The sequence below is a fragment of the Mucilaginibacter sp. P2_A5 genome, from assembly GCF_056404995.1.
Genome location: NZ_JBFUCY010000010.1, coordinates 72,156 through 88,683, shown reverse-complemented (window position 1 = coordinate 88,683; position 16,528 = coordinate 72,156). Strand labels below are relative to the sequence as shown.

Below are 16,528 nucleotides of genomic sequence, written 5' to 3'. Positions count from 1 at the left end.
GGCATATTTAGCTGCTATATGGCAAATATCTTTGACCTATAATTAAAAATCAAACAACATGAACAAATTATTATTATCCGTTTTTACAATATTAATGATTGCCTCTTTAAGAGGTTTTGGTCAACAAAAAAATGAGTGGGACGTACGCGTTCGCGGCGTATATGTTGCCCCGCAGGAAAGTGCAGCTATTGGTGTTATCGGTGGCGGTATCAATATTAGCAAGGTTGTTATTCCCGAAATCGATTTTACGTACTACTTTATGAAGGATTTTTCGGCCGAACTGATACTGGGCACATCAAGGCATAAAGTAAACACCACGGCCTCAAATTTAACGGCTATTGGCGGTAGCTCATCTGCCGATGTTACGCTGGGCAAGGTTTCGCTGTTGCCGCCAACGCTCACACTTCAATATCACCTGCCAACGGGTACTGCGTTTAAACCATACTTAGGCGCGGGCGCCAACTACACCATTTTTTATAACGCCAACGCGGGCTCCGTGGTAAAAAATGTTACTTATCAAAATAAATTTGCCTTCGCCACGCAGGTCGGATTCGACTATGATCTGAATAAGAAATTCTTTTTGAACATAGACGTTAAGAAAGTGTTCCTATCCACCAACGCAACGGTTGATGCATCTAATTTAACACCGGCATCAAGTCCCGAATTGGCGCCTACACTTGCCGGTATCAAAGCTGATGTTAAAATTAATCCCTGGCTTATCGGCATTGGGTTTGGCGCCCGGTTTAAATAAAAATCAGGTAACGATATCAACAAGCAATTAATTGTAACCATCGCAGGCAACCATCCTTGCGGTGGTTTTTGTATTTCTTTATTTTATATGTTGGTTTTTTTTCAACAAAAAAGCCCTGTATATTGATACAGGGCCCATCGTAATATGATTAACAGGTCGGTTATGACATTTTTAGCTTCTTTTGGATGTCGGCAACGTAGCCTTTGAACTTTTTATCGGTATCAATCAAATCTTCCACCGTTTGGCAGGCATAAATCACGGTAGAGTGATCGCGGCCGCCAAAAAAATTGCCTATTGATTTTAATGAGCTTTTGGTATGCGCCTTGGCCAGGTACATTGATATCTGGCGGGCCTGCACAATTTCGCGTTTGCGGGTTTGTGATTTCACCATCTCGATAGGTACTTCAAAATATTCACAAACCAGGCTTTGGATATACTCCATCGAAATTTCTTTTGATGAGTTTTTCACAAAGTTTTTCAACATTTGTTTGGCAAGGTTCAGGTCAATCTCCTTACGGTTAAGGGTTGATTGAGCCAGTAACGATACCATTGCGCCTTCCAGTTCACGTACATTGTTATCAATATTATGAGCTACATACTCAATAACATCGTTTGATAGTTCGATGCCATCCTGGTAGATTTTATTTTTAAGGATAGCCATACGGGTTTCCAGGTCGGGGATCTGTAAATCGGCCGACAGGCCCCATTTAAACCTTGATAACAGGCGCTCTTCTAAACCAGCCAGGTCTTTTGGCGCTTTATCTGATGTAATGATCAGTTGTTTGCCGCTTTGGTGCAGGTGGTTGAAAATATGGAAGAAGAAATCCTGTGTTTTTTCTTTACCGGCAAAGTTGTGTACATCATCCATAATGAGCACATCAATGGCCTGGTAAAAGTTAACAAAATCGTTAATGTTATTATGTTTAAGCGCGTCTACAAATTGCTGTGTAAATTTCTCGCACGATACATAAAGTACCAGTTTATCGGGCAGTGAACGTTTTATTTCGTTACCGATGGCCTGGGCAAGGTGTGTTTTACCTAAACCTACGCCGCCATAAATCATCAAAGGGTTAAATGAAGTACCTCCTGGTTTTGCAGCCACTGCGTAACCGGCCGATCTGGCCAAACGGTTGCAATCCCCTTCAACAAAATTTTCGAAGGTATAGTTCCTGTTCAGTTGCGGGTCGACATTTAACTTTTTAAGGCCGGGTATCACAAAAGGATTTTTAATGTCCTTATTTATTGAGATAGGGATCGGCATCGACTGATTTTTTGACTCGGCTCCATTTCCGTTCGAGGGCATATTAGTTGTATAGGGTTTACTTGATGATGATTGCTCAACAACAATATTGTACTCTAAACGCCCTTCATCGCCCAATTGTTTTTTAATTGTTTTGCGCAATAACCCTACGTAGTGCTCTTCAAGCCATTCGTAAAAAAACAAACTTGGTACTTGTATCGTCAAGACACTCCCTTCCATTCTTAAGGCTTTTATCGGCTCGAACCAGGTTTTAAAGCTCTGTGCCGGTATGTTGTCCTTTATGATCTGAAGACAGCTATTCCAAACGTTAGTACAAGTTTTTTCCATAGTAAATATAAGTAATTATTTGATTTCCAACCCCTCAGTCAACTTCTTTCGGGACTGTTACGGAACATCAAATGTGTCCAAAAAAAGTGTATAAAAAAATTAAATTTTCACTTTTTTAACATTTCGTAAGTTATCAACAAAAGTTGTTTTTAAGTATAAAATTTGTATATAACGCAATGTTTTGTAATAAAAAACGCAATTGAATTATTTAAAAATTAATTTTTATCCTTTTCGATTAATCCGTTAAAAACCACCTGGATAGCGCCGTTTTTTTTGCAGCTATACGGTAAAATAAAGGCAATTGTTTAGCCATTTTAGCCTTTTGCGTTGCACTAAAAACTAAAGCACTGGTTTAATGCTTATTAAAAATAAAAGCTGTTCTTTTGTTAATTATGGCACGGTACCCACACAAATCCTGAAGCTTCACCCGCGATACTAATATTCCCCAAAAACCTCCCGCAGTATATCCGCGATTTCTCCTAAGGTAGCATAATTTTCAACCGAAGATACTATAAAAGGCATTAAATTTTCTGTGCCCTTTGCCGCTATTCTTAATTGTTGTAAAGTTCTTTCAACAGCTTGGTTATCTCTTTTGTTTTTGAGTTTTTTAATTTTTTCTATCTGCATTTTGCGGATGGAGTCATCAACCCTGAACACGCCCGAGGGAGCATCTTCCTGCTGGGTAAATTTGTTTACACCTACCAGGATTTTATCGCCACTTTCAATATCATTTTGGTACTGGTATGCTGATGCGGCTATCTCCTGTTGAATGTAATCCTGCTCAATGGCTTTAACAGCGCCGCCCATGGCGTCTATCTTATCCAGATACAATTGTGCCGCGGCTTCTACCTCGTTGGTGAGGGCTTCTATAAAGTACGATCCTGCCAGGGGATCTACAGTATCGGTAACGCCGCTTTCAAAGGCGATGATCTGTTGGGTACGCAGGGCTATTTTAGCTGCGGCCTCGGTTGGCAGGGATAATGCTTCGTCGTAACCATTGGTATGCAGGGATTGGGTACCGCCTAACACCGCGGCCAAAGCCTGGTTACTTACCCTGATAATATTATTAAGCGGTTGTTGTGCGGTTAAGGTCGATCCACCGGTTTGGGTATGGAAACGCAGCTTTTGCGCACCGGCATCGGTTGCTCCTAATTCTTTGGTAATATGCGCCCACATTCGCCGGGCGGCCCTGAATTTAGCTATCTCCTCGAAAAAGTTATTATGGCAGTTAAAAAAGAAAGAAAGGCGTTTGGCAAATACATTTATATCCAGCCCTTTTTCAAGCGCGGCTTTTAAATAGGCTTTGCCATTGGCCAGGGTAAAGGCCAGTTCCTGTACCGCCGTTGAACCCGCCTCGCGAATGTGGTAACCGGATATGGATATGGTATTCCATTTGGGCACCTCTTTGCTGCAATACTCGAATATATCGGTAATTAACCGCATAGATGGCGTGGGCGGGTATATATAAGTGCCGCGGGCGGCATACTCCTTTAATATATCGTTTTGAATAGTACCTGATATTTGGCTTAAATCCGCTCCTTGTTTTTTTGCTAACGCGATGTACATGGCCAGCAAAATAGCGGCGGTAGCATTAATGGTCATGCTGGTGGTGATATCCTTTAGCTGGATGCCATCAAACAAAATCTCGATATCTTCCAGCGAATCTATAGCCACGCCAACTTTGCCTACTTCGCCTTCGGATAGCTCATGGTCGCTATCATAACCAATCTGTGTAGGCAGGTCAAAAGCTACCGAAAGGCCGGTTGTGCCCTGGCTTAATAAATAATGATAGCGTTTGTTTGATTCTTCGGCCGTTGAAAACCCGGCATATTGGCGCATGGTCCAGGCTTTGCCCCGGTACATATCTTTTTGAATACCGCGTGTAAAAGGGAACTGGCCCGGCAGTTCGTCCATTTTGGAGGGTTCGGTGTAAACCTCCTTTATTTCGATACCCGATGTGGTGCTGAATTTTTTTGGCATCGCGGGTTAAAATAATTCCTCCAGGTCCTGTCTTACCAGGTTAATGGCAATTTCATAAGGATCATCTTCCAGCTGGCTTAGGTGGATAAGCACGGTTTTACTCAGCTCCATCGCGGTGGCGTTTTGGGGAAGGCCTTTTATGGCATTGTTTACCAAACTCATGGTATCTTCTTTAACCCTTTTCATAACAGCCCAAACCCGGCTGCTTACATAAATTTGCTGGGTAACGTTGTGCTGAAACTCAGTACGAATCTCGTTAACAATAACAATATGCAAATCGGCCGCCGAAAGACCGCCCGCGTTAAGGCGGATGAGCATGTTAGCCGGATTAATACGGTCTATAAATAAAACAACCCGCTCATAAGCCTGTAACCGCAAAGGCAATGTCTGGCTGCTTACGCTGCGTTTAAGCTCCAGTAATTGTACCTGGTTTTGCTTATCAAGATAGGGCTTAACCAGGTAAAAGGCTATCCATATAACGCCGGCGCCGGCTATGGTAAACTTTAAAATATCGAGTAAATATTGGGTTGTAAGCATGGTTATTAAAATGTTATATAGAGGTCATAAAATAGCTGTGGATGTAAAAATCCACATTTTACCTTATATTTGTATAGATTAAATAAAAATAAGATGAGTACTGCTGTTGAAATTTTGCCGGTATCATTTACACCGGGCGCCGTTAAGGAACTTTTTAAATTGAAGGACCAGCAAGAGATTGGCGATGAGTTTGGCCTGCGTGTTGGTGTTGAAGGTGGTGGCTGCTCGGGTATGAGCTACATACTGGGTTTTGACCAGAAAAAGGACGGCGACCAGGAATTTATTATTGATGGTATAAAAGTGTTTATGCACAAAGCCCACGGCATGTACCTGATGGGCATGCAGATAGATTTCCAGGATGGCTTAAACGCCCGTGGCTTTACATTTAATAACCCTAATGCGGCAAGCAGCTGCGGTTGCGGAACGTCGTTTTCGGTGTAAATAGAGTCAAGAGTTAAGAATGCAAGAGTTAAGACGAAGAATCTATCCGGAGTAAACCGTAAGAAAGATTCATTAGTTAGATATACAGGCAGCCCATTGGGCTGCCTGTTTTATGTATTGTGGATTTTACAGGTCCTTATATTTATCTATTGCTGCATCAATAAACTTCGCCCAGTGCGGCCCGTAGCCTACGGTATTAAGCCTGATAATACCTTGTTTATCAACTACCATGTTAAGGGGGTACTGGCGAATGCCTAAAGGATCAGTAAAATAACGACCATCGGCTACCAGGTGATAGGCAAACGGGGTCTCTTTTATAAACTTTTCAATGTCGCTTTTGCTATCCAGGCAAATGCCGATGAATATGATGTTTTGATTACCGGCGTATTTGGTTACCAACTTATTTAACTCGGGAATTTCCTGGCGGCACGGCGGGCAGTTGATAAACCAAAAGTTGAGGACAACGATTTTGCCTGGCCAATCCTTCGATTTCAACTTGAATTTATCAATACCGCTAAGGTAAAAAGGTTCAACCGATTGCTCGTCATTTTTAAACGGGCCGGTAGTTGGCGGTGGCATGTTGGCCATTGAGATAGCTATTTGCTGCTCCGAAAGCCTTTTAAGTACAAATACAGTATCTTTTTCATGAGCTTGCCTACCTGCCAAGGTGTACTCGCCAGTCATCAGTTTGTTGTACCAGTCATCATAAGTTAGTTTTTTGCCGGCAGAGTCGACAACAGGGGTTTGCCTGTCGATACTGGCGATAGATCTTCTGACAACCGTGGTCGAACCGTTTTGGGCAATGCAGGTAAAATGGCATAGTGCGGCAAATACAAATAACATGATATAGGTTTTCATAAGGCGGGTATTTATGGAGGTAATATATTATCTATTGAGCAAATCGTCAATAATATTTGCACCTCTAATTCGAATACTGCCTGTGCAATAAAAACATTTTTGATGCTGTAACAAATTGGTATAGTGCTTAGTCATACGGGCAAGTTTTTTATTTTGATAGCATGCCGGTAAAAACCTCCTACAGAGAAAATATTTCGATAGCGTTACAATCCATTGCCGGTAACAGGTTGCGTACATCGCTTACGGCTTTAATTATCGCTATTGGCATTATGGCATTGGTGAGTATTTTAACGGCCATTGAAGGTATCAGGCAATTTACCAACGATGCCTTTGCCGATTTGGGGGCCAATTCCTTCACCATACAAAACCGGGGCGAAGGACTTAATTTTGGTAATGGCGGTCACCGTAAAATGTACCCGCCCATTACTTATGACCAGGCCGATCGCTTTAAAAAAACCTTTAAGCTGCCCGTTATTATTGCCGTAAATATTGATGTTACCGGCACCGCTGTTGCTAAATTTGGCAGCGAAAAAACAAACCAGAATATCTCGATATCCGGCTCAAACGAAAACTACCTGGCCACCAGTGGTAAAAAACTTTCCTTCGGCCGTAATTTTTCAACTTCCGAACTGGAGCATGGTTCAAACGTGGTGCTCATTGGCGATGAGATAAAACAAAAGCTTTTCAAACACTCCGATCCGGTTAACCAAAACGTTTTTATTGGCGGTAATAAATACAAAATAGTAGGCGTAATTGCCTCAAAGGGCTCAAGCTCATTTGGTGGCGACAAGTTTTGCATTATCCCGATATTAAAAGCCAAGCAAATTGACACCAATAAAAACGCATCCTATACGGTTACGGTTAAAGTGAAAGGCCCAGGCGCTTTGGACGCCACCCTTGGCGAGGCCACCTCGCTGTTTAGGAACGTACGCGGCCTGAATGTGGCTAACCAGGACAATTTTGAAATATCACGGAGCGATTCGATCCAGAAGGAATTATCCGGCCAGTTGGAAGGGATTACTGCCGGTGGTTTTGCCATCAGCATTATTACATTAATTGGCGCCGCTATAGGCCTCATGAATATTATGCTGGTATCGGTAACCGAACGCACCCGCGAAATTGGGGTGCGTAAAGCCATAGGCGCCACGCCGGCGGTAATACGCAAACAGTTTTTAATTGAGGCGATAGTAATATGCCTCATAGGCGGGGCTGCGGGCATAGTATTGGGCATGGCTGCCGGTAACGTCATCGCTGTTCAGATAAGCGGAACATTTGCCGTGCCTTGGGGATGGCTCGTATTCGCTGTTGTACTTTGTACATTAATCGGGTTGATATCCGGTTATTACCCGGCTAAAAAAGCTGCAAAACTTGATCCGGTTGAAGCCCTGCGGTACGAGTAGCGGAAACGCTTAAAGCAGAAGGCTCAAAGCTGAAAGCAAGAGTTAAAAATATATAACCCACTATAATTCTTATCATAATAAAAATGCCGCAGGTTGTTAACAAGCGGCATTTTGCATTAATATCTTTTTCAAATTACCTGCTAAACTTCAGCCAGGCAAAATAGCCTATCCAAAGTACGGCGTTGGAGTATACTCCGGCCAGCACATCGTCCATCATTACGCCGGTACCGCTGGGCAGTGCTTCCATTTTGCGAATACCAAGCGGTTTAACGATATCAAAAAACCGGAACAGTACCAACCCGGCCAATAAAATGTAAAGGGTTTGCGGTAAAAACAATACCGAGATGAGCATACCGGCAACTTCGTCTATCACCACGCGCGAACTATCTTCGCCCCAATCCGGTTCAACTTTGTTGCTCACGTATACACCCCAAAGGGTGATAACGATGGTTGTAGCCAATAAATAAAACGGGTTTTGCAAGGCAGGACATTGCCACAACAGCCAAATGCCACCACAGGTAACTATAGCCGCATAAGTGCCGCCGCCTTTTAAAAAGCCTATACCGAATATGGAGGCTATTATTTTGTTGAAGTTCATTGTTATTCGTTCATTTGTTCACTGGTTCATTAGTTCATTGGTGCGTAGTTTGTTAGACTAACTTACAGCCGGCCAGTTTTGCCAACTGCCAACTGAAAACCGCCAACTGAAAACTGCTAACTGAAAACTGCCAACCGAACTACTGCTTATCCAGTACATCCTCCGCAGCCTCGGCTACTTCCGGTTCGATGGTGTGGCGTTTGGGGAAGTTGAATAGCATTGATGTTAATACAGGTATAATGAATATGGCTACTGTAAATATAGATGTAGCTATATCGGCACCTTCGCCTTCCATCATTTTAGAGAAACCTGTTTCCGGGTAAAAGTGGATGTACAACGATGCCGATAACTTTAAGCCCAGCACACCAATCACAATAAAGGCTACGGTTTCCAGGAATGTGAATTTTTCCATCAGCTTAACAAAGGCCTGGGCAACAAAACGCATGGCCAGTATGCCTATGAATACGCCTATGTAAATTAAAACCACATGATCTGTAAAAGCTACAGCCGCAAATACGTTATCGATAGAGAAGGCAAGGTCCATCAATTCAACCAATGCCACGGTAGCCCAAAATACGCCAAATACGCCCACTGTCGATTTGTATAGCCAGTTTTTGTTTTTGTCAACTTCTTCCTCTTCCCCGCCTGCGTTTGCTGCCTGAATTTTGCCTTTAAAATAATCAAAGCAAAGGTATAACAGGTATAAGCCACCAATGGGTTTCAGCCACCATATTTTTACCAACCACGCGGCCAGGAAAAGACAAACGCCCCGCAATACATAAGCGCCAATAATGCCGTACCTCAAAGCTCTTTTTCGTTGGTGTTTTGGAAGGTCGAGCACCATCGTTGCAAGCACGGCCGCGTTATCTACAGATAGCAGGCTCTCTATCAAAATCAGGTTTAAAATAACCAGCAAACCGGCTTTAATGTCGGTGCCAAGCAGTTGATGTAAAAAATCCATATTATAACAGGTAATGTATTTTTGTTAAGGTTAAATAAACTAAATTAAATCGGTATTCAGCATGCTTTTTAAAATATTGGCTTGCACATCAATATTACTGATATTATCCAGGAAGGTAATATCCGAGATCTTTTTATAATTGTCGGCAAGCAGGGCGGCAATTTCTGGCGGCATATAGCCTTTCATAGCGGCGGCGTTGCCCTCCAGCCTGTCATTTTTATCCTTCAGCTCATACATCAGCCGTTCTTTTTTCGACATGTTGGTGGTCATATCCAGCCCGGCTATCTTTGCAACATCAAAAAACACAAACAGGTTGTCGCCCGGGGCATATATAAAATACCTGTCGGTATCAATAAACTTGTAAACCTCTGTTACCTGCGCGCCCGATTTTAAACCGCAATAAAACTCTGTTTTAAAATCGTATTTGCACAACACCCCCATCAGCTTACGCTGAATTTTGGCGTACTCATTTTTGTAAACGTCCGCAAGATTAAAAGCCGTAACCTCTTCCATCAAATCGGTGCTGATGGTATAAAAAAAATCGGCCGCAAACCGCGAACTGAAGGCGTTGATGTTTTTAGACAGAGGATTTTCTGTTGAACTATCTGACAATACCTGGAACAGCTTGCGTAACGACAGGTTGATCTTGAGCGCTTGCCTTTGTTTTTCGAGATTGAAGTTTGCCAGGGTATAGGTAGGGTCGTTCAATCGTTCAATCATCTCGCGGTTAATCTGGATCTCGTCAAACAACAGGCTTACATTGGTCTCGTTGTTCTTTTTGATCTTGCGGAGCAGGTCTATCAAACTTTGGGTAAACTGCAGGTGGAACAGATCGAGCTTATTCATATCCAACTCGGGATTGGCTTCAAACAGTTTATGGATCACCTGGCTGCGCAGGTAAATTTTATAAATCATATCGTCGCCAAAAAATACAGAAAGCAGTTGCAGCTTACTGAGCATCCGGTTACTCTGATTTAAAATATTTAACCTGTTTTCGTCCATGAATAAGGTACAAATTTACGAAAAAAAGCCCCATCCAAATCCTCCCCGGAAGGGATGGCTTTAAAAATTAAATTTTTTATGCTGTGCCGGCTTTTGTGTTACTGCATTGCCGTTCTTATAAATGCAAATCGCCTGTGAGGACACAGACGATGGGAAATTATGTCATTGCGAGCGCAGCGCGGCAATCGCGAACTATACAGTGTACGCAAGGTTCGCGATTGCTTCGTTCCTTATAATGACATAAAGGACGACGGGGCCTGGCTTACGCATTAGTCACATGTTTCTTCAACTCTGTTTCCAGTGTCTGCAATTCTGTGTTGAGTACCTTCCTGTTGGCTGTGCCTTCATCATGAATACGTTTTACCTCGGTGAGGGTTTCAATCAGCGATGCTGTTGTTTTTTTCAGCGTATCAAGCGATACTACCGTTTTTTCGTTCTCGCGGGCAACGTCGATGCTGTTTTGTTTAAGCAACTCGGCATTTTTTTGCAGGATAGTGTTGGTTGTATCCGAAATCTTTTTCTGCATCTCCACATTTTCCTTTTGCCTGTTGAGGGCAACCGCTATGGTGAGCTGGTTTTTCCAAACCGGAATGGTGGTTGATACGATGGATTGTGCTTTCTCGGCTATGGTAGTGTTATTGCTTTGCACTACGCGAATTTGCGCCAGCGATTGCATCATAATAAAGCGTACCACTTTCAAGTCGGCGAGGCGTTTGTCAAGTCGGTTCACAAAATCGCGCAGGTCGGCAATTTCGTAATCATTGTAGGCAGATGGGTTGGCATCCATTTGCGCCAGCTGCTCGTTTAGTTCATTGTACTTTAACTGGCCCGAGATAATCAGTTCTTCCATCTGGTGAATGTAAGTCACGTTGCTATCAAACATGGTTTGCAACGAACTATTATCCTTTAAAGAATTAACGCGACCGGCTTTTATCTTATTGGTTATTTTATCAATGTTGTTGATAACCGTATCGTATTTCTGAAAAAGCTTTTTGGCATCAAACACCAGCTTTTTCATGAAAGGAATATGCGAGATAAAGGAGGTGAATGCGTTTTGGTTCAGCTCATCCACATCGATGTAATTCAGTTCGGTAAGCAGGTCGTTGATCAGTAAACCAACCTCGCCGGAGTTATAGGTACGTACCGAAGTTAAAAAGTTGTTACTGTACTTTTCCATTGACGCCTGTACGTCGGTGCCGTAATTCAGGATGGAGTTAACATCCTTAGGGTCGAGGGCCTTAGCCACCTCGCTATATTTTTGAACTTCGGTAGGGGTAATGTTAGCTAAATCTACATTGCCTTCCTTATCCAGCAATTTTACAGGAGTTGTTGTTCCCGGTGCCGGAGTTATATCCAGGGTAACCGGGGTTATATTTATCGGGTTGTTGTTTGGTGCGCCTTCCATTTTCTTAAGTTTTTAATGGTGATTTTGGTGAGTGGTCAGTAGTGAGTGGTGAATGGTCAGTAGTGAATGGCCAGTCGGCAGTAGTGAGCGGTGATTGATATTAATCTTCTTCCTAACTCACTACTCACCGCTCACTATTCACCAACTCACTATAAATAATTATTGGCAACAGTTTTAACGGTTTCTTCCAGCTTGCGGTCACGGGTTGGTTCGCCAATGGCGTTAAACTTCCATTCGCTGTTCTTTTTGTAAAAAACGCCCATTACCATAGCTACGTGCCCCGCAAATTCTTTGCTGTGTGCAATATCGTAGGTAGCAAATACCTCGTTTACACGGGTTGGTGTTCCTTCATAAATACGGATAGACGCGAACGGAATAGTGCCAAAATCCTGTCCGCGAAAGCTGTTGAGCATAAATGCCACATAAGCTACCGGTGCAGGCAACCCCTGCAGATTAACGGTTATCACTTCGTTGTCAATGCCATCATTGCCATTAATGTCGCCTGTAAGGTCGTCGCCGCTATGTTTTACGGAACCGTCTTTTGATTTTAAATTACCAAAGTACACCACATCTATCAAGCGTTTGCCTTCGTCAAACAAAGCGCAGCTGGCGTCAAGGTCAACCGCCTCTTTAGTTGCCCCAATGCCAAAAAGGCCTTTTTTTTCAATTGCGCCCCAGTTAATGCCTACACAAACACTTTGTAATTTGCTGCCGTTACTTTTTTCGAGACTAATGCGTTGTCCCTTTTGAAGATTAATTGCCATGTTTTTATTGGTATTTGTTTAAATAATCCTGCAGGCCGCCCTTCATGCCAACGCCAACAGCTTCAAATTTCCAGTTGTTATCTTTTTTGTAAATGCGGCCAAACTCTACAGCGGTTTCTATCGAAAAATCCTCTTCCAGTTCATACTTCAAAATATCGGCGCCTGTTTCGGCGTCAAATATCCTGATGAAAGAGTTGCGTACCTGGCCAAAGTTTTGTTTGCGGGCTTCGGCCTCATGAATGGTTACCACGATGCAAATTTCGGATACTTTGGCGTCGGCTTTTGATAAATCAACCTTGATTTGCTCATCATCCCCATCGCCGGCACCGGTAAGGTTATCGCCGGTATGCTCAACCGCGCCGTCAGGCGATACCAGGTTATTGTAAAAAACAAAATACTCGTCGGCGACTAATCTTTTATTATCGCCCAAAATAAAAATAGAGGCGTCTAAATCGAACGCGCTGCCCGTTGATGAGCTATTGGTATCCCAGCCCAGCCCGATGGTGAATTTGGGGGCATGGATGCTTTCGCGCTGGCCTTTTTGCAAATTAATTGCCATGTTTAATCAGATTTTTATTGTTTATAAATAGGTTTTTGCTAATAAAGTTAAGGTTTTGGGCGTAGGCGTCAATAGTATGGTAGCCATTGCCCAAAGCCATATCATACAGCAAGTTTACAAAATCCATTGATTGGTTTTGTATAAAAATGCCAAAACAATCGGCATTGTAATTCAATATATATTTAACTATGCGGGTATTAATGGCAAAACTACCGCCTTGAATAATAGGCTCCAGGTCGAATATTGTTTTTACCTGGTGATAGTTTAAAAAATTTTCGATGTTGGGGTGGATGTTTTTGTTCACCAGTTCGGCAAAGTAAAGCATATAAATGCTGTTGCTTAAGCCATTGGCATTTACCATTTTCATGATCATACGTTCGTGGCTGCCGGTTATTTTAATATCATCCAAAAATATCAGCGTTTTACCGGTCAAAAAGTCCTTATCAATATGGAACGAATCGTTACCTATCAGGTTCATCCTTTGCTCAGCATCCAGTTCGCCATAATCCTCTTTATAAGTAATAGTGCGGTGTACCCTGGTTTCCTGCACAACCGGGTAGCCATGCTGTGCCAGCCAACGGTTAAGCCCGTAAACAAACCATGTTTTCATGGCAAAGGTTGCCGTCGGGATAAACGAATAAGGGCTTGATATCACTACAATTTGTTGCGTTACAGGTTGTAACAATAATACTTCTGCTATAAAACCATCGGCCAAAGCGCTGCCAAATTCGCGGGCTACCGCCTCATCGCCAAATTTGAAACGGCTGTAGCTATCCGGGCAAAAGCCGAATTTACTATCATTGCTGATGTGATGTAATGAGTAGGTAGTGTTCATTAACTTAATAAGGCTAAAATAGATTGGTTGTTTGAGTTGATGAGCAAACTTTTTATGCCCGCCGCATGAGCGCCTTCAATATCAGCCTTAGGGTTATCGCCTATGTGGATGATATCGCTTAAACGAATATCCTTATTTATATTGATCTGTTTGATATTTTGCAACATTAAATTAAATAAAGCAGGGTTTGGTTTCGACATCCCCACTTCGTCCGAGTACAGCTGAAAATCAAAGTATTCAATAATCCTTAACTCCGCCAGCACCTTTCGTAATGTTGCCCCTTTTATAAAACCAGTATTGCTTAACAAACTAAATGTACTACCTGTTTTATTTTTTAGATGCTGCAGCGTTGAAATTGTTACAGGCGAGTATACCAGGGGCATATAGTAGAATAACAGCTTCTCCATATCCTGGTACAGCTTGCCGGTGTCAATACCCGATAAATTAAGCTGGTTATCATTAATGAGGCTGATCACCATCAGGTACATCTCGTCCGCATCAATGTTTTTGCCGGTGCTCTCGTTCACGGCGTTGCACATCAAATCCACCTGCCTGAAAGCCCGCGCCACCTCGTCAATACTTTTGCCCGCAGGGTTAAAATCTCGGTGGAATACTTTGGTACGCTCAATTTTAAAATACGGGTTTGATTTGATCAGCGTAAGCCAGAGGTCGAAGGAGTAGTGTTGGTACATTAGGCTCGTGGTTCGGGTTGCGTGGTTCGGGTTGCCGGATTCGGGTTGCGTGGTTCGGATTCCTGAGTTGATCTCGAACCTCGCAACCCGCTACCCGAACCTCAATATTGCTTAAGTAGTTCTAAAAAATTATCGGTAGCATATGGTTCGCCAATGGCGCAGAATTTCCAGGTGCCGTCTTTGCGGTAAACTTCGGCAAATTTCATCGAGCACATGCCGTTGTAGGTGGCATCGCCCGATAAACTGAATTTGGCTATCTCTTTCCCGTGATTATCAACTGCACGGATAAAGGCGTTCTCGATCATGCCAAAATGCTGGTTTTTTCGCTGACCCTGGTATATAGTTACGATAAACAAAATCCGGTCGTATTTGGTGTCCAGCGAATCCAGTTTTACGATGATTTGCTCATCGTCGCCATCGCCCGCGCCAGTACGGTTGTCGCCCGTGAGCCAAATGTGGTTTGATGGATGGCGCATGGAGTTAAAGTACACCACGTCGCCTTCGTATAAATTTACTTTATTGCCGTTGGGTTTTTGAAAGGTGCGGCCCCTATTGGCCACCTGGCCGTTTTTATCCAGCACAAAAGCGATGGCATCCAGATCGTATTCCACTTCTTCGCTGCTGCCGCCAAATAGTTTGCCTAAAAAACCGCCACCGCCGTGGCTTTGCCTTACATCCCAACCCAGGCCGATGGTTACCGAAGACAGATCGAAGCTTTCGCCTTTATCATTTTTACGAAGATCAATTGTTTGACCTTTTACCAAATTTATTGCCATAATAATATTGTTAATTAATACAAGCCAGCCCCCTCTAAAGCCCCCCCCTTCCGGGGAGGGTTGGGTGGGGCCTCCCCTTTTTATTTAATAATCTGCCCTTTAAAATATTTACCCAAAAAGAAGGCCAGGTCTTCTTTATAACCCACGCCGGATGCCTCAAACTTCCAGGCCCCGTTGCGGCGATACAAGCGACCAAACTCAATAGCTGTTTCGATAGAGAAATCCTCGCCCAGCTCATATTTGCAAACTTCGCTGCCGGTTTGCTCGTCTATGATACGGATATATGAATCGCGCACCTGGCCAAAATTTTGCCTGCGGGGCTGTGCTTCGTGGATGGTTACCACAAACAGTATCTCCTGTATCTTGCCATCAACTTTAGTCAAATCAACGTTGATGGATTCGTCATCGCCGCCATCGCTGTTACCGCCCGAAGGGTCGTCGCCGGTGTGGTGAACTGCACCGTCGGGAGAGTCAACATTGTTATAAAAAACGAAGAACTCGTCTTCGGGTACAAAGCGGTTGGCATCTATCATTATAGCTGATACATCCAGGTCGAAATCATAACCTGTGCCTTCGTTTGGGTTCCAGCCCAAACCTACTGTCATTTTTGACAGCCCGATATCTATTTTTTGTCCTTTTTGAAGATTAATAGCCATTGTAAAATGTATTTATATATTGACAGGCAGGCCGCGTAATTGTTACGAAAATGCCTGTGTATTTTGCATAGTTTAGGTTTAAATTACGGAACTAAGGTATATGTTTTTTTGATAAAAAAAAGCCCCACCCAAACCCTCCCCGGAAGGGAGGGCTTAAAAAAATAGTGAAGTTAAGTCTCCCCTACCGGGGGAGATTTAGAGGGGGCTCTTCCCGAGGATGATTTAGGAGGGCTACCACTTTCAATATTCGCAGGTATTCAACACATTTGTATAACCTTAACAACCTGCAAATAATCATGGCCAAATTACCTCCCAAAACAAACACCCAGCTGGTAACCGAATACATTGAAAACCTGGATGCTCCCGTTGCCGAAATTGTTACAGCTATCAGGCAGATAGTTTTAAGCGTTGATCCTGAAATTGGTGAAGAAATAAAGTGGAACGCTCCCAGCTTTTTGTACACCGGCGATATGAAACCTTTTAATCCAAAAGAATATAAAAGATATATCATTGTCATGAACCTGCATAAGCGTATCCTGCTGGTTTTCCCAAGCGGGGCAAAAATTAACGATACCGGTGGCTTGCTTACAGGTGATTATACCGATGGCCGGCGCCTGGTGTATATTAAGGATATGGATGATTTGAAAAGCAAAGAGGCCGGCATTAAAAAAGTAGTGCTGGATTGGCTGGCCCTGGTTGAGAAATAAGCCCGGTTAATTCTTCAA

Annotated in this window: 18 protein-coding genes; 4 read left to right on the top strand and 14 right to left on the bottom strand. The window is 43.1% G+C overall.

The window, feature by feature from the left end:
- The first annotated feature begins 58 nt into the window (after positions 1-58).
- Positions 59-751: an OmpW/AlkL family protein gene (locus tag AC1DXF_RS10560; RefSeq protein WP_477448316.1), complete on the top strand. Its 693-nt coding sequence runs from the start codon at positions 59-61 to the stop codon at positions 749-751.
- A 160-nt stretch (positions 752-911) separates the two neighbouring features.
- On the opposite strand, the gene dnaA is transcribed toward AC1DXF_RS10560, so the two are convergent.
- From dnaA to AC1DXF_RS10545, 3 genes are all read right to left on the bottom strand, one after another.
- Entirely contained in the window at positions 912-2,339 is a 1,428-nt protein-coding gene (dnaA, locus tag AC1DXF_RS10555) for a chromosomal replication initiator protein DnaA (RefSeq protein ID WP_090651550.1), read from the bottom strand.
- A 435-nt stretch (positions 2,340-2,774) separates the two neighbouring features.
- Complete coding sequence (locus AC1DXF_RS10550) at positions 2,775-4,319, bottom strand: acyl-CoA mutase large subunit family protein (protein ID WP_477448315.1); 1,545 nt, start codon at positions 4,317-4,319, stop codon at positions 2,775-2,777.
- A gap of 6 nt (positions 4,320-4,325) precedes the next feature.
- Positions 4,326-4,856, bottom strand: a complete 531-nt coding sequence (locus AC1DXF_RS10545; RefSeq protein WP_477448314.1) for a DUF7935 family protein — start codon at positions 4,854-4,856, stop codon at positions 4,326-4,328.
- Positions 4,857-4,949: 93 nt separating this feature from the next.
- On the opposite strand from AC1DXF_RS10545, the gene AC1DXF_RS10540 reads away from it, so the two are divergent.
- A complete protein-coding gene (locus tag AC1DXF_RS10540; protein WP_477448312.1) occupies positions 4,950-5,297 on the top strand; it encodes a HesB/IscA family protein in 348 nt (115 codons plus the stop codon).
- A gap of 126 nt (positions 5,298-5,423) precedes the next feature.
- Here the strand turns inward: AC1DXF_RS10540 and AC1DXF_RS10535 are convergent, their stop codons facing one another.
- Positions 5,424-6,155 carry a TlpA family protein disulfide reductase gene (locus tag AC1DXF_RS10535; RefSeq protein WP_477448310.1) on the bottom strand — a complete coding sequence of 244 codons (732 nt, stop codon included), beginning with the start codon at positions 6,153-6,155 and terminating at the stop codon, positions 5,424-5,426.
- 161 nt (positions 6,156-6,316) lie between these two features.
- On the opposite strand from AC1DXF_RS10535, the gene AC1DXF_RS10530 reads away from it, so the two are divergent.
- Positions 6,317-7,555 (top strand): ABC transporter permease, encoded by a 1,239-nt coding sequence (locus AC1DXF_RS10530; RefSeq protein ID WP_477448309.1) that lies wholly within the window; start codon positions 6,317-6,319, stop codon positions 7,553-7,555.
- A 133-nt stretch (positions 7,556-7,688) separates the two neighbouring features.
- On the opposite strand, the gene AC1DXF_RS10525 is transcribed toward AC1DXF_RS10530, so the two are convergent.
- From AC1DXF_RS10525 to AC1DXF_RS10480, 10 genes are all read right to left on the bottom strand, one after another.
- A complete protein-coding gene (locus AC1DXF_RS10525) occupies positions 7,689-8,153 on the bottom strand; it encodes a phosphatidylglycerophosphatase A family protein (protein WP_477448307.1) in 465 nt (154 codons plus the stop codon).
- A 139-nt stretch (positions 8,154-8,292) separates the two neighbouring features.
- The gene (locus AC1DXF_RS10520) at positions 8,293-9,114 is read right to left on the bottom strand and encodes a TerC family protein (RefSeq protein ID WP_477448305.1); all 822 of its coding nucleotides are present in this window, start codon (positions 9,112-9,114) and stop codon (positions 8,293-8,295) included.
- A gap of 39 nt (positions 9,115-9,153) precedes the next feature.
- Complete coding sequence (locus AC1DXF_RS10515) at positions 9,154-10,116, bottom strand: hypothetical protein (RefSeq protein ID WP_477448303.1); 963 nt, start codon at positions 10,114-10,116, stop codon at positions 9,154-9,156.
- Between the two features lie 262 nt (positions 10,117-10,378).
- Positions 10,379-11,521 (bottom strand): toxic anion resistance protein, encoded by a 1,143-nt coding sequence (locus AC1DXF_RS10510; protein WP_477448301.1) that lies wholly within the window; start codon positions 11,519-11,521, stop codon positions 10,379-10,381.
- 149 nt (positions 11,522-11,670) lie between these two features.
- Entirely contained in the window at positions 11,671-12,285 is a 615-nt protein-coding gene (locus AC1DXF_RS10505; RefSeq protein WP_477448299.1) for a TerD family protein, read from the bottom strand.
- Between the two features lie 4 nt (positions 12,286-12,289).
- Positions 12,290-12,844 carry a TerD family protein gene (locus AC1DXF_RS10500; RefSeq protein WP_477448297.1) on the bottom strand — a complete coding sequence of 185 codons (555 nt, stop codon included), beginning with the start codon at positions 12,842-12,844 and terminating at the stop codon, positions 12,290-12,292.
- Entirely contained in the window at positions 12,834-13,679 is an 846-nt protein-coding gene (locus tag AC1DXF_RS10495) for a phosphoribosyltransferase family protein (protein WP_477448295.1), read from the bottom strand. The genes AC1DXF_RS10500 and AC1DXF_RS10495 overlap by 11 nt, the downstream gene beginning before the upstream one ends.
- On the bottom strand, positions 13,679-14,371 hold the full coding sequence (locus AC1DXF_RS10490; protein WP_477448293.1) for an HAD family hydrolase: 693 nt from the start codon (positions 14,369-14,371) through the stop codon (positions 13,679-13,681). Before AC1DXF_RS10490 ends, AC1DXF_RS10495 begins: the two co-directional genes overlap by 1 nt.
- 101 nt (positions 14,372-14,472) lie before the next feature.
- Positions 14,473-15,147 (bottom strand): TerD family protein, encoded by a 675-nt coding sequence (locus AC1DXF_RS10485; RefSeq protein ID WP_477448291.1) that lies wholly within the window; start codon positions 15,145-15,147, stop codon positions 14,473-14,475.
- Between the two features lie 80 nt (positions 15,148-15,227).
- A complete protein-coding gene (locus AC1DXF_RS10480) occupies positions 15,228-15,803 on the bottom strand; it encodes a TerD family protein (protein ID WP_477448289.1) in 576 nt (191 codons plus the stop codon).
- Positions 15,804-16,099: 296 nt separating this feature from the next.
- On the opposite strand from AC1DXF_RS10480, the gene AC1DXF_RS10475 reads away from it, so the two are divergent.
- Complete coding sequence (locus tag AC1DXF_RS10475) at positions 16,100-16,510, top strand: DUF1801 domain-containing protein (RefSeq protein ID WP_477448287.1); 411 nt, start codon at positions 16,100-16,102, stop codon at positions 16,508-16,510.
- The last annotated feature ends 18 nt before the right edge of the window (positions 16,511-16,528 follow it).